At 63.0% G+C, this 16,549-nt stretch carries 14 protein-coding genes; 13 read left to right on the top strand and 1 reads right to left on the bottom strand.

What is annotated here, in order from left to right; translation table 11 throughout:
- Positions 1 to 29 precede the first annotated feature (29 nt).
- The 5 genes from ACT6VE_RS17155 to ACT6VE_RS17135 all read left to right on the top strand — a co-directional run bounded on the left by ACT6VE_RS17155 (position 30) and on the right by ACT6VE_RS17135 (position 4,340).
- Entirely contained in the window at positions 30 to 971 is a 942-nt protein-coding gene (locus ACT6VE_RS17155) for an ABC transporter permease (protein WP_444799745.1), read from the top strand.
- 36 nt (positions 972 to 1,007) lie between these two features.
- Positions 1,008 to 2,243 carry a D-amino acid dehydrogenase gene (locus ACT6VE_RS17150; protein WP_444799744.1) on the top strand — a complete coding sequence of 412 codons (1,236 nt, stop codon included), beginning with the start codon at positions 1,008 to 1,010 and terminating at the stop codon, positions 2,241 to 2,243.
- 65 nt (positions 2,244 to 2,308) lie between these two features.
- Complete coding sequence (locus ACT6VE_RS17145) at positions 2,309 to 3,247, top strand: N-carbamoyl-D-amino-acid hydrolase (protein ID WP_444799743.1); 939 nt, start codon at positions 2,309 to 2,311, stop codon at positions 3,245 to 3,247.
- Complete coding sequence (locus ACT6VE_RS17140) at positions 3,244 to 3,996, top strand: aspartate/glutamate racemase family protein (protein WP_444799742.1); 753 nt, start codon at positions 3,244 to 3,246, stop codon at positions 3,994 to 3,996. Before ACT6VE_RS17145 ends, ACT6VE_RS17140 begins: the two co-directional genes overlap by 4 nt.
- Positions 3,997 to 3,998: 2 nt before the next feature.
- Positions 3,999 to 4,340, top strand: a complete 342-nt coding sequence (locus ACT6VE_RS17135) for a RidA family protein (RefSeq protein ID WP_444799741.1) — start codon at positions 3,999 to 4,001, stop codon at positions 4,338 to 4,340.
- Between the two features lie 125 nt (positions 4,341 to 4,465).
- Here ACT6VE_RS17135 and ACT6VE_RS17130 read toward each other — a convergent pair whose 3' ends face one another.
- Positions 4,466 to 5,281: an IclR family transcriptional regulator gene (locus tag ACT6VE_RS17130; RefSeq protein WP_444799803.1), complete on the bottom strand. Its 816-nt coding sequence runs from the start codon at positions 5,279 to 5,281 to the stop codon at positions 4,466 to 4,468.
- Here ACT6VE_RS17130 and ACT6VE_RS17125 point away from each other — a divergent pair.
- From ACT6VE_RS17125 to ACT6VE_RS17090, 8 genes are all read left to right on the top strand, one after another.
- Positions 5,255 to 5,890: a hypothetical protein gene (locus ACT6VE_RS17125; RefSeq protein WP_444799808.1), complete on the top strand. Its 636-nt coding sequence runs from the start codon at positions 5,255 to 5,257 to the stop codon at positions 5,888 to 5,890. The genes ACT6VE_RS17130 and ACT6VE_RS17125 overlap by 27 nt on opposite strands.
- Before the next feature lie 68 nt (positions 5,891 to 5,958).
- On the top strand, positions 5,959 to 7,395 hold the full coding sequence (locus ACT6VE_RS17120; RefSeq protein ID WP_444799740.1) for an amidohydrolase family protein: 1,437 nt from the start codon (positions 5,959 to 5,961) through the stop codon (positions 7,393 to 7,395).
- A gap of 80 nt (positions 7,396 to 7,475) precedes the next feature.
- Positions 7,476 to 9,056 carry an ABC transporter substrate-binding protein gene (locus tag ACT6VE_RS17115; RefSeq protein WP_444799739.1) on the top strand — a complete coding sequence of 527 codons (1,581 nt, stop codon included), beginning with the start codon at positions 7,476 to 7,478 and terminating at the stop codon, positions 9,054 to 9,056.
- A 4-nt stretch (positions 9,057 to 9,060) separates the two neighbouring features.
- Positions 9,061 to 10,002, top strand: a complete 942-nt coding sequence (locus ACT6VE_RS17110; RefSeq protein ID WP_444799738.1) for an ABC transporter permease — start codon at positions 9,061 to 9,063, stop codon at positions 10,000 to 10,002.
- A 43-nt stretch (positions 10,003 to 10,045) separates the two neighbouring features.
- Positions 10,046 to 10,915, top strand: coding sequence for an ABC transporter permease (locus tag ACT6VE_RS17105; RefSeq protein WP_444799737.1), 870 nt, complete (start codon positions 10,046 to 10,048; stop codon positions 10,913 to 10,915).
- 3 nt (positions 10,916 to 10,918) lie between these two features.
- A complete protein-coding gene (locus ACT6VE_RS17100) occupies positions 10,919 to 12,553 on the top strand; it encodes an ABC transporter ATP-binding protein (RefSeq protein ID WP_444799736.1) in 1,635 nt (544 codons plus the stop codon).
- Positions 12,554 to 12,620: 67 nt separating this feature from the next.
- A complete protein-coding gene (locus ACT6VE_RS17095) occupies positions 12,621 to 14,699 on the top strand; it encodes a hydantoinase/oxoprolinase family protein (protein WP_444799735.1) in 2,079 nt (692 codons plus the stop codon).
- Positions 14,696 to 16,489 (top strand): hydantoinase B/oxoprolinase family protein, encoded by a 1,794-nt coding sequence (locus tag ACT6VE_RS17090; protein ID WP_444799734.1) that lies wholly within the window; start codon positions 14,696 to 14,698, stop codon positions 16,487 to 16,489. Before ACT6VE_RS17095 ends, ACT6VE_RS17090 begins: the two co-directional genes overlap by 4 nt.
- Positions 16,490 to 16,549: the final 60 nt, after the last annotated feature.

Raw genomic sequence — 16,549 nt, 5'->3', positions numbered from 1 at the left:
AATCGGAAATACCTGCGAATGGAGTCGGCATGCGCACTGCTATCGGCTGGATGAAGAACAACAACACGGTCATCATCTTTCTCTTGATGCTGGTGGTGGCAGCGTTTGCGTCTTCTTCCTTTTTTACGGAACGCAACCTTATGAACGTGCTGCGCCAGAGCTCGAGCGTCGGCATATTAAGCGTCGGTATGCTTTTCGTCGTTCTAACACGCGGTATTGATCTTTCCGTGGGCTCGATCGCGGCGCTGGGCGCGGTGGTAGTGGCGCTGATGGCGCAGACGGCGCACCCCGGACTGGCGCTGTTGATTGCCCTCCTGGTCGGCGCTGGCGTCGGCCTCATCTCTGGCGCGTTTATCGCCTATTTGCGCCTTCCCGCCTTCGTTGTCACGCTCGCCATGATGACCGTTGCCCGGGGCCTCGCGCTCATTCTTTCCAAGGGGCAGCCCATCCAGCTCGGCGCGTCCGGTCAGATCTTTTCGGATTTCGCCGCGGGCTATGGTCTGGGTCTTCCCTATCCCGTCATCGTGATGCTTGTGATCTTCGCCATCGGCGGTGTTGTTCTGGGCTTTACCCGGGCGGGCCGCATCGTCACAGCCATCGGCTCCAACGAGGAGGCCGTCCGGTTGTCCGGGGTCAATGTCCGTCTCTACGTGCACAGTGTCTATGTCGTTTCCGCCGTGCTGGCCGTCATCGGAGGGGTAATCACCATGGGACGCTCCGGCGTCGGTGCCCCGAGCATCGGAGCCGGGGCGGAACTGGATGCGATCGCGGCGGTGGTGATCGGCGGCGCGAGCCTCATGGGGGGCAAGGGAGGCGTTTTCGGTACACTGCTGGGCGTGCTCACCCTTGGCCTGATCCGCAATGTGATGAACCTCATCGGCGTGCCCGGCTACCACCAGGAAGTGTTGATGGGGATCATCATCATCACGGCCGTGCTTCTCCAGTATCTTTCCAGCAACAGGGCGAAATAACGCTCCGCAGCCTCTACTTTCCAAGGATAAGTTTTCATGCATGTCGTCGTCATCGGCGCGGGAGTCATCGGTGTGACTTCGGCCTGGTATCTCGCTCGGTCGGGATGCCGTGTCACCTTACTTGACCGGAATCCGGCAGCGGGATTGGGCACGAGCTACGCGAATGTCGGGCAGATATCGCCCGCGCTCTCCGCCCCGTGGTCGTCCCCCGGTATGTTGGCCAAGGCGATAACGGGCATGTTCGCGCCGTTCTCCCCTTTCGTCATCAGCCGTCTTCCCGATCGTGAGATGGCCAAATGGCTCTGGCCTTTTCTGGCCAATTGCAACAACCGGTCCTACTCCCAAAACAAGCAAAAGATGGTGAGACTGGCGGAATACAGCCGCGATTGCTTGCGAACGCTGCGTGACGAGCTGCCGATTGAATACGCCGCTCAGGAGCGGGGCACACTTGTCTTCTTCCGGGACCTCGGACAACTCGCCCGGTATGAGGAGGATCTCGCCGTCCTCGATGGGTTGAACGTGCCGTTTGAGCGTATCGGGCGAGACAGGCTCACCGACCTTGAGCCCAATCTCGACGTCGCCGGCAACAACTCGCCCGGTGGCGTGCTGCTGCCCGGCGACGAAACCGGCGATTGCCGGCGCTTTACCCAAGCGCTCGCTGCACGGGCGGTCGCGAGCGGCGTCGATGTTCGATACGGCACAACCGTCCTTGAACTCGTGGCACGCGACGGGCGCATTCGCGCCGTCAGGGTGGAGGGCGATTTGATCGAAGCCGACGCCGTGGTCCTGGCCGCGGGCGTTGATAGTCTGGCCTTGCTGCGGCCTCTGAGGGCCGCGGTTCCGGTCTATCCGGTGAAAGGCTATTCGCTCACCATCATGGCCGAGAGTGAAAAATACGGGCCACGCTCCACGGTCTCCGACGAGACCTACAAGGTCGGCGTGACAAATCTAGGCGATAGAATCCGGGTCGGAGGCACCGCCGAACTCGCCGGCTACGATCTCTCTCGGCCCGACAAGCGCTATAAGGGGCTTCGCCATGTCGCGCGCAAATTGTTCCCGGCAATTCCGGAGGCCGAAATAGACAAGGCGGAACGGTGGAGCGGGTTGCGGCCGATGACCCCCGACGGCATTCCGCGGATTGAACAGATCGGCGCTCGAAACCTTTACGTCAATGTCGGCCACGGCACGCTGGGATGGACGATGGCCTGCGGATCGGCACGCCTCCTCGCCGACGTCGTTACCGGCGAGAAACCCGCGCTGGAGTTGATTTGACATGGCCTATGTCGGACTGGGCATGGCCCGCGACGTCAACATCTCTTGCACCGTCGAGGCTTGAAATGAGCAGAACCTTTCGAATTGCCGCGGGCCAGCTTGGTCCTATCCATCGCAATGATACGCGCGAAGTAGTGGTGGCAAGACTTGTCGCCCTGCTCAGGGAGGCCGCCGCGAAGGGCTGCGAGCTCGTCGTCTTCCCTGAGATGGCGCTGACCACGTTCTTTCCACGCTGGCTGATCGAGGACGAGAGCGAGCTGGACAGTTACTACGAGGCGGCGATGCCGTCCAAGCATACCATGCCGCTGTTCGAGGCGGCCGCGGCGCTGCGCATCGGCTTTTATCTCGGCTACGCGGAACTCGACTTTGAAAACGGACGCAAGCGGCGCTTCAACAGCGCGGTCCTTGTCGATCGGCAGGGCCGTGTCGTGGGAAAATACCGAAAGATCCACCTGCCGGGCCATTCGGAGTATCGCCCTCTCGACGCCTTCCAGCATTTGGAGAAGCGATATTTCGAAGTCGGTGACCAGGGCTTTGGGGTCTGGGATGCTTTCGGCGGCACGGTGGGGATGTGCCTGTGCAACGACCGGCGTTGGCCAGAGACCTATAGGGTCATGGCTTTGAAAGGCGCGGAGCTTGTCCTGCTTGGCTACAACACGCCGCTGGAGAACCCCGCCGCGCCTCAACCAGTCGAATTACGCCAATTTCACAACCGCCTCGTTATGCAGGCCGGCGCGTATCAGAACGCGTGCTGGGTGGTGGGCGCGGCAAAAGCGGGGCTCGAGGAAGGGGTCGAGATGATGGCCGGCAGCGTGATCGTCTCTCCCCATGGGGAGATACGGGCCGAGGCGCAAACCAGCGGCGACGAGATCGTGCATGCCCTGTGTGACCTTGATGAAACGCTGGTCGGCAAGCGCAACGAATTCAACTTCGCGGCCCATCGGCGGCCGGAGCATTACGGCCTGATCACGGACACGGCAGGCCAGAAGGAGAGAGCGGAATGAAGATCTTGGTGATCAATCCCAATACGAGCGCGGCGATGACGGAGGAAATCGGCGCCGCGGCGCGCGCGGTCGCGTCTCCAGGCACGGAGATTGTCGCGGTCAATCCTATTGACGGACCGGAGAGCGTAGAGGGGCATTATGACGACGCCTATGCCGCCGTCGGCGTGCTTGAGTGCATCAGGCGAAGCCAAGGGGCGGGAATTGACGGTTATTTGATTGCCTGTGGAAACGATCCCGCCTTGAACGCGGCGCGCGAGCTGGTGGAGGCTCCGGTGCTGGGTATCGGTGAAGCCGCCATGCACACGGCGGCCATGCTCGGCGGTCGCTTTACCGTGATGACAACGCTCGCCCGCACGAACTGCCAACTTGAGGAAAATGTCCTCAGGTATGGCATGCGGGAAACGTGCCGGGCGGTGCGGGCCGTGGACTTGCCGGTTCTCGATCTCGACGGTGAGGACGCATACCAGCGTATGAAAGCCACCATCGCCGCGACGATCGAGCAGGATGGGGCCGAGTCGATCGTGCTGGCCTGTGCCGGCATGGCGACCATAGCAAACCGGCTCACCCGCGACAGCGGCGTTCCGGTCGTGGACGGGGTCCAGGCGGGGACGCGCATGCTGGAAGCGCTGATCGGGCTTGGCTTCGGGACAAGCAAGGTCAACTCTCTCGCCGCGCCGAGACCCAAACGATATTCCGGAGCGTTCGCAGCGGCGGCGCCCGGAGCATTTTCATCAAGAAAGGACGCATAGTGATGAAGCATCTCAACCCTGGAAAACGCCTGAGCGGCGCCGTCGTATCCAATGGGAATGTCTATATTTCCGGTCAGGTCGCGGACGATCCGAACGCTTCCCTCGAGGAGCAGGCGCGGCAGGTCCTTGCAAAGATCGACGGCTATCTTCAGCAGGCCGGCAGCAGCCGTTCGAAACTGGCGATGGTCAATATCTTTCTGCCGAACATCATGGATTTCGATGCCATGAACGCGGTCTACGACGCCTGGTTGGATCTTCCGGTGGCGCCTGCGCGGGCGACGATCGAGGCGCGTCTCGCCAACCCCTCCCTGCGCATCGAAGTAAGCGCGATCGCCGAAGTCTGACGCCACGAAAGCGTATTGCATCCGCGTGGCCAAGGCCTCGCGGATGCAATCGTCACGGCTGAATGACCGCGGTTACCGCAAGGAAGGCCCGTGTTGGACCTAAATATCTTCGCCGGAGGACGCGATCAGGAAGGAAAATCGAGTGGCGCGCCGGCGGCGATCGCCCGATGAATGAGGCTGGCGGTGCGTTGCATCTCCCGCGCCACCTCGTCTTCCCGCGGCAGCAAAGTGCCGACCAGGGACGATATGTTATAGACATAGACGACACGTCCGGTGCGGTCGAAAATCGGCAGTGCAAGCGCCATCAGGCCTTCGGTAAATTCACCTATCGAGCGCGCATAGCCGCGCCGCCGCGTCGCGCCGATTTCCGTCCGCAGCGCCTGGGCGTCCGTCGTCGAAGTCTCCGTGTAGGCGACGGGATGCCAGTTTTGCATCCAGCGTTCGATGCGCTCCGGCGTCTGCCAGGCCAGATAGGCGCGCATTTGCGCCGGTGCGTTGCGCGGGAAGCGATGCCCGACCGGAAAATTTACTTCCAGGATGTGGTGGGCGTTGAAGCGATCGATAACGATGAAAGAATCGTCGGACATCGGTTCGGAAAGCACGCAAGGCAGTTCCAGCCGATCCACCAGCTCGGTCAAAAGTGGCCTGACTACGCTGATAATGGGTGAGTTCAGAAGCGACGAGGTGTCGCTAAGGATGCCGGATTGAAGGCGATATTTTTTGGTTTCGTCGTCGAAACTCAGCCATTCGAAATGCGTCAGGGTTTTGAGCAGGGAATGGCAATGGCTTCTGGAAATGCCGAGCGTCGATGCCATCTCCGCGAGGGTTGCCGCGCGCGGCGCCTTCCTGTTCAGGTAGCTGATGATGGCGATGCCGTTTTCCAGGGCGGGAACAATGCCGGGCGCTCGGGGCGTATGGACATAGTCATTGCCCGCGCTCAACAGCCAATGGTCACCTTCTCGCTGCAACGTCTCATTGGTGGCCTTGTCCCGCGCCGCCTCGCTCGCGGCTTCGTCGGAACGGGCGTCATTTCCGGGTTTTGTCGGCATTCTATTTCCCTAACCTTTGCCTCAATCTGGGTGCGCGCAGCGGCATGTCCATCCATGCGAGAGCCGGCATCCCAATCCCTGTCCCATGCGGCGCGCATGGCCTTGACGAGCAACAATGCCGATGCGATGTTCTTTATGCAATCCGTCTTACTGCATAAAGAACATTCAGGCAATGTCCGGATGAGCGGCCTTTTGTCGGAACCCGACCTACCAGACCGCGCGTGTACCCCTCGGGGTGCGGCGGCGATCGAAAATCGGAGAAGCCGCGCGGCTTCGGCCGAGGGTGTCGCGCGCCACAATTCTGAAGTGCATTTTCAGGATTATATATACATAATTCATAAAAATTTTTCGCGCGGTTCTGAAGGATTTCAGGCCGCTTTTGGCATTTCCGACGCTCAAAATTTCCCGAATCGGCGCCAAAAAGGTCTAAAGTATCCCATTTTATACCGGGTTTTCGGTCGTGCGCCCCGATGGGGCATGTGGGCGCTGGAAAAGAAATGAGATGACCCATTGCTAAAATAACATAACTATGGATACATAATCCAACTGATAACGAGGAGAGCACTGCGGTGGTAAGGAAGGTTATTCAGGCGGGCCATGTCATTGCCTATCAGGATGGCGGACACAGGCATTTGAAAGACGGCGTGATCGTCATCGAGGACGACCGGATCACGCATGTCGGCGGTGGTTCGTTCGACGGTCACGCGGACGAGATCATTGATGCCCGCGACAAGATCGTCACGCCGGGCTTCATCAATACCCACGCGCACTTGAGCGAATCCCCGCTGGATCGCTCCTTCGTCGAAGACCGGGGTCCGCGCAATTTCTACCTTTCGGGGCTCTTCGAGTTCCTCACCGCGCGCGATGGCGCCATCACCGAGCAGGCGCGGCGCGCCTCCGTCGCCTCCTCGATTCCCGAACTCATCCGGACCGGCACGACCACGATCGTAGAGATGGGCCTGCAAGGCAATTACGTCGCCGAGCAGTCCGAAAAGGCCGGTCTGCGCGCCTATATCGGCGAAATGTACCGTTCCGGCCGCTGGTTCACGAACGACGGCAAGAGCGTGCAGTACCAATGGTGTGAGGACGACGGCGTCGCGGCGATGGAGCACGCGGTCGACTTCGTCAAGGCAATCGACGGTCGCGCCAACGGACGCATCAAGGGCTTCCTGACCCCGTCACAGATCGATACCTGCTCCGAAGCGCTGTTGCGCCGCACACACGCGGTTGCCGCGGAAATGAAGTTGCCGGTGGCGCTGCACACCTCGCAATCGGTTCCCGAGTTCCAGGAAATGGTCCGCCGTAACGGCTGCTCGCCGGTGGAATGGTTGGAAAAAATCGGCTTCCTTGGCGCCAACGTCATTCTCGGCCACGTCATCATGCCGGGCGGCTCCAGCTGGACGAACTATCATGCCGATGACATCGGCATTCTCGCAGATACCGGCACAAACGTCGCGCACGCGGTCTGGGTCTTCGCCCGCCGCGGCATCGCGATGGAAAGCTATTCCAAATACCTCGCCCGCGGCGTCAACATGACATTGGGGACGGACACCTGCCCGCAGAGCATGATCGAAGCGCTCCGCTGGACAGCGGTGATCAGCAAGATCATGGACCGGCGGACCGAGGTGGCGACGGCGGCGGATGTGTTCAGCTCGGCGACGCTCGGCGGCGCCAAGTCGCTCGGCCGCGACGACCTCGGGCGGATCTCGGCCGGCGCCAAGGCCGACCTCCTGTTCTGGGAGGGCGCGAGCCTGTTCATGACGCCGATGCGCGATCCCGTGCGCAACATCGTCTACTCGGCCCAGGCCGAGGATCTCAATTCGTCGATGGTGGACGGAAACTTCATCATGAAGGATCGCGTCGTGCCGAACCTCGACATCGCCGCGCTGACCGCTGATCTGCAAAAGGGCGCGCAGGACATGTGGGACAACATGCACCGCGAAGACTGGGCCAAGCGCGACATCAACGCTCTTTCACCCGAAAGCTACCCGGAATTCCGGCGCTGACGGATTTTTTATCGGCTCTCCGCTTCGAGAGGAAACGGAGCGGAGACGCCAAACCATTTTTCATCAAAAGGGGAACCAGAATGAAGGTAAGCAGACCTAGGACCTCACCGATTCTCGCAGCCGTCGCCTCGGCCGTCCTGTTCTTCACGCCCGCGTTGGCAAGCGATCTCAAGGTGGTCATGGAAAGCCGTCTCGGCAACCTCGACCCGATCCTCAGCGCGTCGCACCAGACCCGAGACCACGGTTACCTCATTTATGACACGCTTTTCGGGCTGGACGCACAGCAGAAGATCCAACCGCAGATGGTGAACAGCTACGCCATTTCCGAAGACGGCAAGACCTATACCTTTAAACTGCGCGATGGCCTCAAGTGGCACGACGGCGCCCCGGTAACGGCGGAAGACGTCATCGCTTCGATCAATCGCTGGCGTGACCGTGACCGCATGGGCATGGCCCTCAAGTCGATCACGACGGAGATGGTTGCCGCGGATGAGAAGACCTTTGTCCTCAAGCTTTCCGAGCCGTCCGGCGTCATTCTCGACGCCTTTGCCAAGCCAAGCGGCGTGCCGCTTTTCATCATGCCGAAGCGCGTGGCCGCGACGCCCGTCACGGAAGCCATCACGGATTACACCGGTTCAGGCCCCTTCGTCTTCAAGGCCGACGAGTATGAGCCAGGCGTAAAGGCTGTCTACGTCAAGAACGAGGCTTACGTGCCGCGCAAGGAAGAGCCGAGCTGGCTCGCCGGCGGCAAGGTCGCCAAGGTCGACCGCGTGGAGCGCATCGAGATGGCCGACCCGATGACCGCGCTCAACGCGCTGAACAGCGGCGAAGTCGACTATCTCCAGGCCATTCCGTTCGACCTGTTGCCGCTCGTCTCGCCCGACAGCGTCACCACCCAGCGTCTCGACAAACTCGGCTACCAGATCAGCTATCGGTTCAACCACCTTCAGCCGCCCTTCGACAACAAACTCGTCCGCCAGGCGGCCTTGTGGGCGATTGGGCAGGAAGAGGTCATGCAGGCGCAGTTCGGCGCGCCCGAAAACTACACGATCTGCGGCGCCGTCTTCGCTTGCGGATTGCCGTTTGAGAGCGATGTCAACGCCGAGATGGTTGTGAAGCCCGATCCGGAGAAGGCCAAGGCGCTCCTGGCGCAAGCAGGCTACGACGGAAAGCCGATCTCGATCATGCACGTTTCCGACATCGCGTCGATGTCCTCGCTTGCTCCGGTCATGGCGCAGCAGCTGCGCGCGGCTGGCTTCAACGTCGAGCTGCAGGCCATGGATTTCATGACCATGCTGTCGCGTCGCGCCAACCAGGGGCCGGTAGCCGACGGCGGCTGGAACATCTTCATCACCAGCTGGCACAACACCGAAATCCAGGATCCGCTGCGCAGCTACATGATCGCCGCCGACGGCAAGGGCGGCTATGCCGGCTGGGCCGACGTGCCGGAGATCGGCAAGCTCACCCGCGAATTCCTGACCGCTGTAAAGCCGGAAGATCGCAAGGCGATTGCGACCAAGATCCAGGGCCTCGTTTATGAGGAGGGCGTCTACGCTCCGCTCGGCGTCTTCGCTCGTGTCAGCGGTTACCGCAACAACGTGAAGGGTGTCCTGGAAGCGCCGACGAACGTCTTCTGGAACGTCTCCAAGGACGAGCAGTAAGCCGATGCTCGCCTATGTCGCCCGCCGCGCCGTGATGACCATTCCTGTTATGGGGATGGTCGCTCTGATAGCCTTTCTGCTGCTGCATCTGGCGCCGGGTGACCCGGCGATCATCATGGCCGGCGATACCGCCACGCCGGCCCAACTGGCCGAAATCCGTGCCAATCTCGGGCTCGACCAGCCGGTTTATGTCCAGTTCTTCTACTGGCTGAGCGAAATCCTGAGGGGGAACTTCGGTACCTCGCTGCATTCGCACAAGCCGGTGGTCGACATGATCTCCGCCCGCGTGGGCCCCACGCTTTCGCTGGCGGTGACGACGATGACCTTCTCGATCCTGCTTGCTGTTCCAGTCGGCGTTTACGCCGCCTGGGCACGCGGCAAGGTTGGCGACCGGCTGGTCATGGCGGCGGCGGTCCTCGGCTTTTCGACGCCGGTGTTCGTCACCGGCTACGTGCTGATCTACCTGTTCTCGCTGAAGGCGGGATGGTTCCCGGTACAGGGTTTCACGCCGCTTGCCACGGATCCGCTCGCCTTCCTCCGCACGGTCGCACTGCCGACGCTGACGTTATCGACCACCTATATCGCGCTGATCGCCCGAATTTCCCGTTCGAGCGTGCTTGAGGTTCTCGGTGAGGATTTCGTGCGCACCGCGCGGGCCAAGGGGGTGCCGGAGACCCGGGTCGTCCTACGCCATGCGCTGCGCAACGCGGCGGTACCGATCGTCACCGTCGTGGGATCCGGCGCGGCCTTCCTGATCGGCGGCGTCGTGGTGACGGAGAGCGTGTTCAACATTCCCGGCCTCGGCCGGCTGGTGGTCGAATCCGTGCTCGCCCGTGACTATCCTCTGATCCAGAGCCTGATCCTGCTGCTTTCGGCGATCTACATCGTCATCAACCTGGCGGTCGACCTGCTGTACACAGTTTTCGACCCCCGCATCCGCTATTGATCCGATCAGCCGCCCCCGCGCGGCGGAAAAAGACAGGAAGACCATGTCCTCCATTGTTCCTCTCGCCAGTGAATACCGCGCTGGCCGATGGCTCGCCGTGTTTCGCGGCAACCGGCTGCTCGGCGTCGCCGTGGCCTTTCTCGTTCTCGTGGCGCTCGCAGCGATGTTCGCGCCGCTCATCACCGATGCCGATCCGATCCGCATCAACGCCCTCAGCCGGCTGAAGCCGCCATCGGCGGAGTTCTGGTTCGGAACAGATCCCATGGGGCGCGATATCTTCGCCCGTGTCCTTTACGGCGCGCGCACGTCGCTGGTGGTGGGTGTCTCCGCCGCGGCGATCTCGCTCGCGCTCGGTCTGACTATCGGCCTGGTCGCGGGTTACTTCTCCTTCCTCGACGGCGTCATTATGCGGATCATGGACGGGATCATGTCCATTCCCTCGATCGTGCTGGCCGTGGCGCTGGTCGCGATCACCGGGGCCAATCTCGGCACCGTGCTGCTGGCGATCATACTGCCGGAATTTCCCCGCGTCGTACGGTTGGTGCGCGGCGTGATCCTCGGCCTTCGCAACGAGGCCTATGTCGAAGCGGCGATCTCGCTTGCCACGCCGACATGGCGGATCCTCTTCCGGCACATGCTGCCGAACACGCTGGCACCGCTGATCGTGCAGGGCAGCTTCATCCTGGCCTCGGCCATTCTGACCGAGGCGGTTCTGAGCTTCCTCGGCGTAGGGCTGCCGCCGGAGGTTCCCTCCTGGGGCAACGTCATCGCCGAAGGGCGGACCTACTTCCAGATCCTGCCGGGGCTGGTCTTCTTCCCCGGCGTCTTCCTCGCACTCACCGTGCTCGGCATCAACCTGATCGGCGACGCGCTGCGTGACGCGTTCGACCCCAAACTCATTCGCGGGAGGTAAGCCATGACCAAGAGCGAAATCGGCGCGGAAGTGCTGCGCATCGAGGGGCTGACCGTCTCGCTGAAGGATACCGGCAAGGCGACCGTGCAGGACATCTCCTTCTCCGTCCGGGCAGGCGAGACGCTTTGCGTCGTCGGCGAATCCGGATCGGGTAAGTCGGTGACCTCGCTCGCGGTGATGGGCTTGCTCGACCCCTCCGCGCTTGAGGTGACGGCGGGGCGGATCACTGTGGACGGGCAGGACATCCTGTCGCTCTCTCAGCGGGAGTTGCGCGGGATGCGCGCCACCCGCATGTCCATGGTGTTCCAGGAGCCCATGACGGCGCTCAATCCGGTCGAGACCGTGGGCGCGCAGGTCGAGGAAGTGCTCAAGGTGCATGGCGAGGGCGACGCCGCCACGCGCCGCCGGCGGGTGCTCGAAATGTTCGAGGCGGTCCACCTGCCCAATCCCGAGCGCATCTACGGTTCCTATCCGCACCAGCTTTCGGGCGGACAGCGGCAGCGCATCGTCATCTCCATGGCGCTGATCATGCGGCCGAAGCTGCTGATCGCCGACGAGCCGACCACCGCGCTCGACGTGACGACCCAGCGTCAGATTCTATTGCTGATCGCCGAGCTGCGGGAACGCTTCGGCACGGCGGTTCTGTTCATCACCCATGACTTCGGCGTGGTCTCCGAGATCGCCGATCGCATCGTGGTGATGAACCGTGGCCACATGGTCGAGATCGGCAGCCGCGACGAGATCCTCGCGCGCCCCCAGAAGGACTACACGCGAATGCTGGTGGCGTCGGTGCCGAGCCTTGTGCCGCCTGAGCGCGTATCCACTCCGGGGGACGAGGTTTTGGCAGTCTCAAGCCTTGCCAAGACCTATCCTGTCGGTGGATTTTTCACACGCAGGAAGCAGGTCGATGCGTTGCGTCCGACGGACCTCCGCCTGCGGCGGGGCGAAATCATCGGCATTGTCGGGGAATCGGGCTCGGGCAAGACCACGTTCGCACGCTGCCTGACACGGCTCATCCAGCCGTCGAGCGGATCGATCGTGCTCGACGGCACCGACATTTCGCGGATGTCGACGTCGGCGCTGCGTCCGCACCGCCAGCGCCTTCAGGTGGTCTTCCAGGACCCGTTTCGCTCGCTCAATGCCCGCATGCGGGTGCGCGACGTGATCACGGAGGGGATGCTGAATTTCGGCATGCCGAAGGATCAGGCCTATGCCCGCGCCGGCGACCTCCTGGAACGAGTCGGGCTGACGCGGGAAATGCTGACGCGCTTTCCGCACCAGTTTTCGGGCGGGCAGCGGCAGCGCATCTGCATCGCCCGCGCGCTGGCCCTGGAACCCGACGTGCTGATCGCCGACGAGTCGGTCTCCGCCCTCGACGTCTCGGTACAGAAGCAGGTTCTCGAGTTGTTGCGCGGCATCTGTGACGAAAGCGGCGTCGGCATCCTGTTCATCACCCACGATCTACGCGTCGCGGCGCAGATCTGCGACAGGATCGCGGTGATGAAGAAGGGGGAGGTCGTCGAGGCGGGGGCCGTACACGACGTGCTGTCCACGCCAAGCCACCCCTATACGCGCGAGCTGATCGCCGCGGCGCCTGGTCGCGACTGGGACTTCGCGCATTTCCGCGCCTACGGCTAGCCCTGGGTGAAAGCCCCCAGGGAAGCACCATGATTTTCGAAGGAAGAGCGCTGGGAGGCGCGGCGCGATGAAGACGATCGGCGTTGATGTGGGCGGTACCTTTACCGATCTCGTCTGTTGCGACCTTGAGAGCGGGGCGTTGGTCATCCACAAGGTGTCCACGACGCCGCACGATCCGTCCGAGGGAGTGATGCGGGGGATCCGCGAACTCTGCGAGCGTGCTCAGGTTGCTCCTTCCGAAATTTCCTATGTCTTTCACGGCACGACGACGGCGACGAACGCTGTCCTCGAAAACAATGTCGCGCGGACGGGGATGATCACCAACGAAGGGTTCCGCGACATCGTGCATATCGGCCGCCATCAGCGGGTCGAGCACTATTCGATCATGCAGGAGCTGCCTTGGCAGAACCGCCCGCCCGTCGCGCGGCGGTACCGCAAGACGGTGGCTGGCCGACTGATACCGCCGACGGGAGAGGAGCTCGTTCCGCTCGACGAGGACGCGGTGCGCCGCGCCGCCGAGGAGCTCAAGGGCGAAGGCGTCGAATCCGTCGTCATCTGCTTCCTCTTCTCGTTCATCAATCCGGCGCATGAGCTGCGCGCCCGCGACATCGTCAAACAAGTGATGCCGGACGCCTTCGTAACCACGTCGGCGATCACCGCGCCGCAGTTCCGCGAATTCGAGCGCTTCACGACCGCGGCCCTGGCCGCCGCGATCGGCCCCAAGGTGGAACGCTACATCGCCAACCTGGAAGCGGCGCTCGAGCGGCTCGGCGTGGCCGGCGAACTGCGCGTTATGGCCTCCAACGGCGGCGCTGCCACGGCCCGGATGGTAACCGAGAAGCCCGCGCTCACATTGCTGTCGGGTCTCGCCGCGGGCGTGCTCGGCGGCGGCTGGGTGGGCGGACTCGCCGGGCGAAGCAACCTCATCACCTTCGATATCGGCGGCACTTCGGCTGACATCGGCATTATCCGTGACGGCCGCTTCGCCGAAACCGACGCGCGGTCGACATCGCTCGCGGGTTTCCCGCTGCTTCTGCCGATGATCGACGTCAATACGATTGGCGCCGGTGGCGGCTCCATTGCCTACATCGACCGGGGTGGTGCTTTCCGCGTAGGGCCGCAAAGCGCGGGCGCCGTTCCGGGCCCAGCCGCCTATGGCCGAGGCGGTAGCGAACCCACGGTGACGGATGCGAATATCGTCCTTGGCCGTCTCGATCCCGATGATTTCCTCGGCGGCGGCATGAAGCTCGACGCGGAGGCCTCGGCTCGCGTGATCGGCGGTCTGGCCGAGCGCCTGGACCTGTCGCCACATGAGGCGGCGGAGGGCGTTCTGACCGTGCTCAACGCCAACATGGCAAACGCCATCCGTTCCAGCACCGTGCAGAAGGGCATCGACCCGCGCGGCTTCGCCCTGGTGGCGATGGGGGGCGCGGGGCCGCTGCATGGGGTTGAGGTGGCCGCCATGCTTTCCATTCCAGAGGTGATCGTGCCGCCCTATCCGGGGATCACTTCGGCGATGGGGCTCTTGACGACGGATCTCAAGTACGATGAGATCCGGACCGAGTTCCAGACGTCGACGGCGCTTGACATCGAGCGCCTGACCCAGGGCTTCGCGTCGATGGAGAGCGACCTTGCGCGCCGTTTCGTCGCCGACCGGATTCCCGACGACGCGGTGAGCTTCGTGCGCACGGGGGATCTGCGCTATCCGGGGCAGGGCTACGAACTGAAGATCGACTTTCCCGCCGGGCCAATCACAGAACCGGGATTGGCCGAGGTCTGGCAGGCGTTTCACGACCGGCACGCAACCGAATACGGCCATGCCTTCCCGGCAAGCGCGATCGAGATCGTCAACATCCGTGTCAGCGGCATCGGTAAACTACCCAAGCTGACCACGCTTAACGCACCGGCGGGCGGTACGCTCGCCGAGGCGGAGCTCCGCCGCAATCGCTGCGTCTTCCGCGTCGACGGCGGCCTCAAAACCTTCGATACGCCGGTCTATCGCCGCGCGGTCCTGCCGGTCGGCCAGGATTTCGCGGGCCCCGCGATCATCGTTCAGCAGGACAGCACAACCGTGGTGCTGCCGGGTTCGACAGCCCGCGTCCATCCCTCGGGCAGCATCGTCATCACCCTGGGAGGTGCGAAATGACCGCGACCATGCCGAAGACCGAAGCGACCGCGGCCAACCAGATCGACCCCGTGACGGCGGCCGTGATCCATGGCGCGCTGGAGAGTATCGCGGTGGAGATGGGCCACAAGCTGATGCGGATGAGCTACTCCTCGATTATCCGGGAATCGGAGGATTTCGGGACCGCGCTGACCGACGCGACGGGAAGCCAACTCTGCGAGTGCCGGATGTCCACGCCGCTGCAGTCAGGTCCGATCCCCGGCTATGTCCGTAATATTCTAAAGACCGTCGAGGAGCGCGGCGATGTGATCCGGCCGGGCGACGTGATCATGCACAACGACCCCTATGGCGGAGCGAGCCACGGACCGGACGTGGCCTTCTGCGTGCCGGTCTTCAGCGACGACACGCTCGTCGGTTTTTCGGTGACCACAGCGCACCATCTCGATATCGGCGCGCTGTCGCCGGGAAGCTGCGGTATCGTCGACGCCGTGGACACCTATGCCGAGGGACTGCAATTCAAGGCGGTGAAGGTCTATGACCAAGGCCGGCGCGTCGACCCCGTCTGGTACATTCTCCAATCGAACATTCGCGCGCCGCATATCGTCGTCGGTGACATGGAAGCGCAGATCAAAGCGGCGCGCATCGGCGCCGAGCGCTATCTGGAACTGATCGGCACCTGGGGGCTTGACACGCTGCGCGCGGCGCACGAGGATCTGATGAACTATTCCGAGCGGCTGATGCGCGATGCCATCCGCGCGCTGCCGGACGGGGAATACAGCGCGCTCGGTCATATCGACGGTTATCTCGATGACGCGGACCCGTCGCGGAAAGACCTTCCGCTCGCCGTCACGGTGCGGGTCGAGGGGGATTCGATGACCGTGGACCTGACCGGAACCGCGCCGCAGATTTGCGACAAACCGATCAATATGCCCCTCGAGGGTACGGTGGATTGCGCCGTCTGGCTGACCATTCGCTCAATCCTGCTCGACAGCGTGACCTATGGCCATATCCCGCAAAACGCCGGCCTCACCCGGCCGATCACGATCGTGGCGCCCAAGGGATGCCTTGCCAATCCGGAGTTTCCGGCGCCTGTGATCGCGCGTTTCTGCCCCGGCAACCAGCTCGCCGACACGCTGATGAAGGCGCTCGCGCAGGTCGCGCCGAGGCAGATCTCCGCTGGGATCGGCAACCTGCGCATCGCCTCCTTCTCCGGCCTCAAGGACGGACGACACTGGGTGCACATGGAGATCCTCGAAGGCAGCTACGGCGGCCGGGCGGGCATGGACGGAATGGACGCGGTCGATACCCTTTATGCCAACACCCGCAACAACCCGATCGAAGATATTGAGATGCACTTGCCGCTCCGGGTCAACCGCTACGAGTTGCGGGAGGACGCGGTACCCGCCGGGCGCTGGCGCGGCGGCATCGGCACGGTGCGGGAGTTTGCCTTCCTGTCGGACGGTGGCTTTTCCCTCGAAGGCGAGGGCCACAAATACGCGCCGTGGGGGTATGACGGCGGCGCCGATGGGCGCACCGCTTCGCTGAGCCTGATTTCCTCGGATGGCGCGCGCGAGCTCGTCTCCAAGGTCTCCTATCTCAAGGCGAAGGCGGGTGATCGATTGGTCTGCGTCGGGCCTTGCGGCGGCGGCTACGGAGACCCGCTGGAGCGCGACCCGAGCGCCGTCCAGCATGATCTGCGCGAAGGTTATTTCGGCCCCGAGACGGCACTCTCCGACTATGGCGTGGTGGCAACGGACGCCAGTGTTGACCTCACGGCCACGGAGGCGGAGCGTGCGCGACGGTCCGGCTGAGCGCGCGCTCTGATTTCATCGGAATTTTCCCCGGGAGGCTGCGACCCTAAGCGGGGGAGG

The sequence above is a fragment of the Shinella sp. genome (assembly GCF_052438155.1).
GTDB lineage: Bacteria > Pseudomonadota > Alphaproteobacteria > Rhizobiales > Rhizobiaceae > Shinella.
This window is presented reverse-complemented; position numbering and strand designations above follow the sequence as displayed.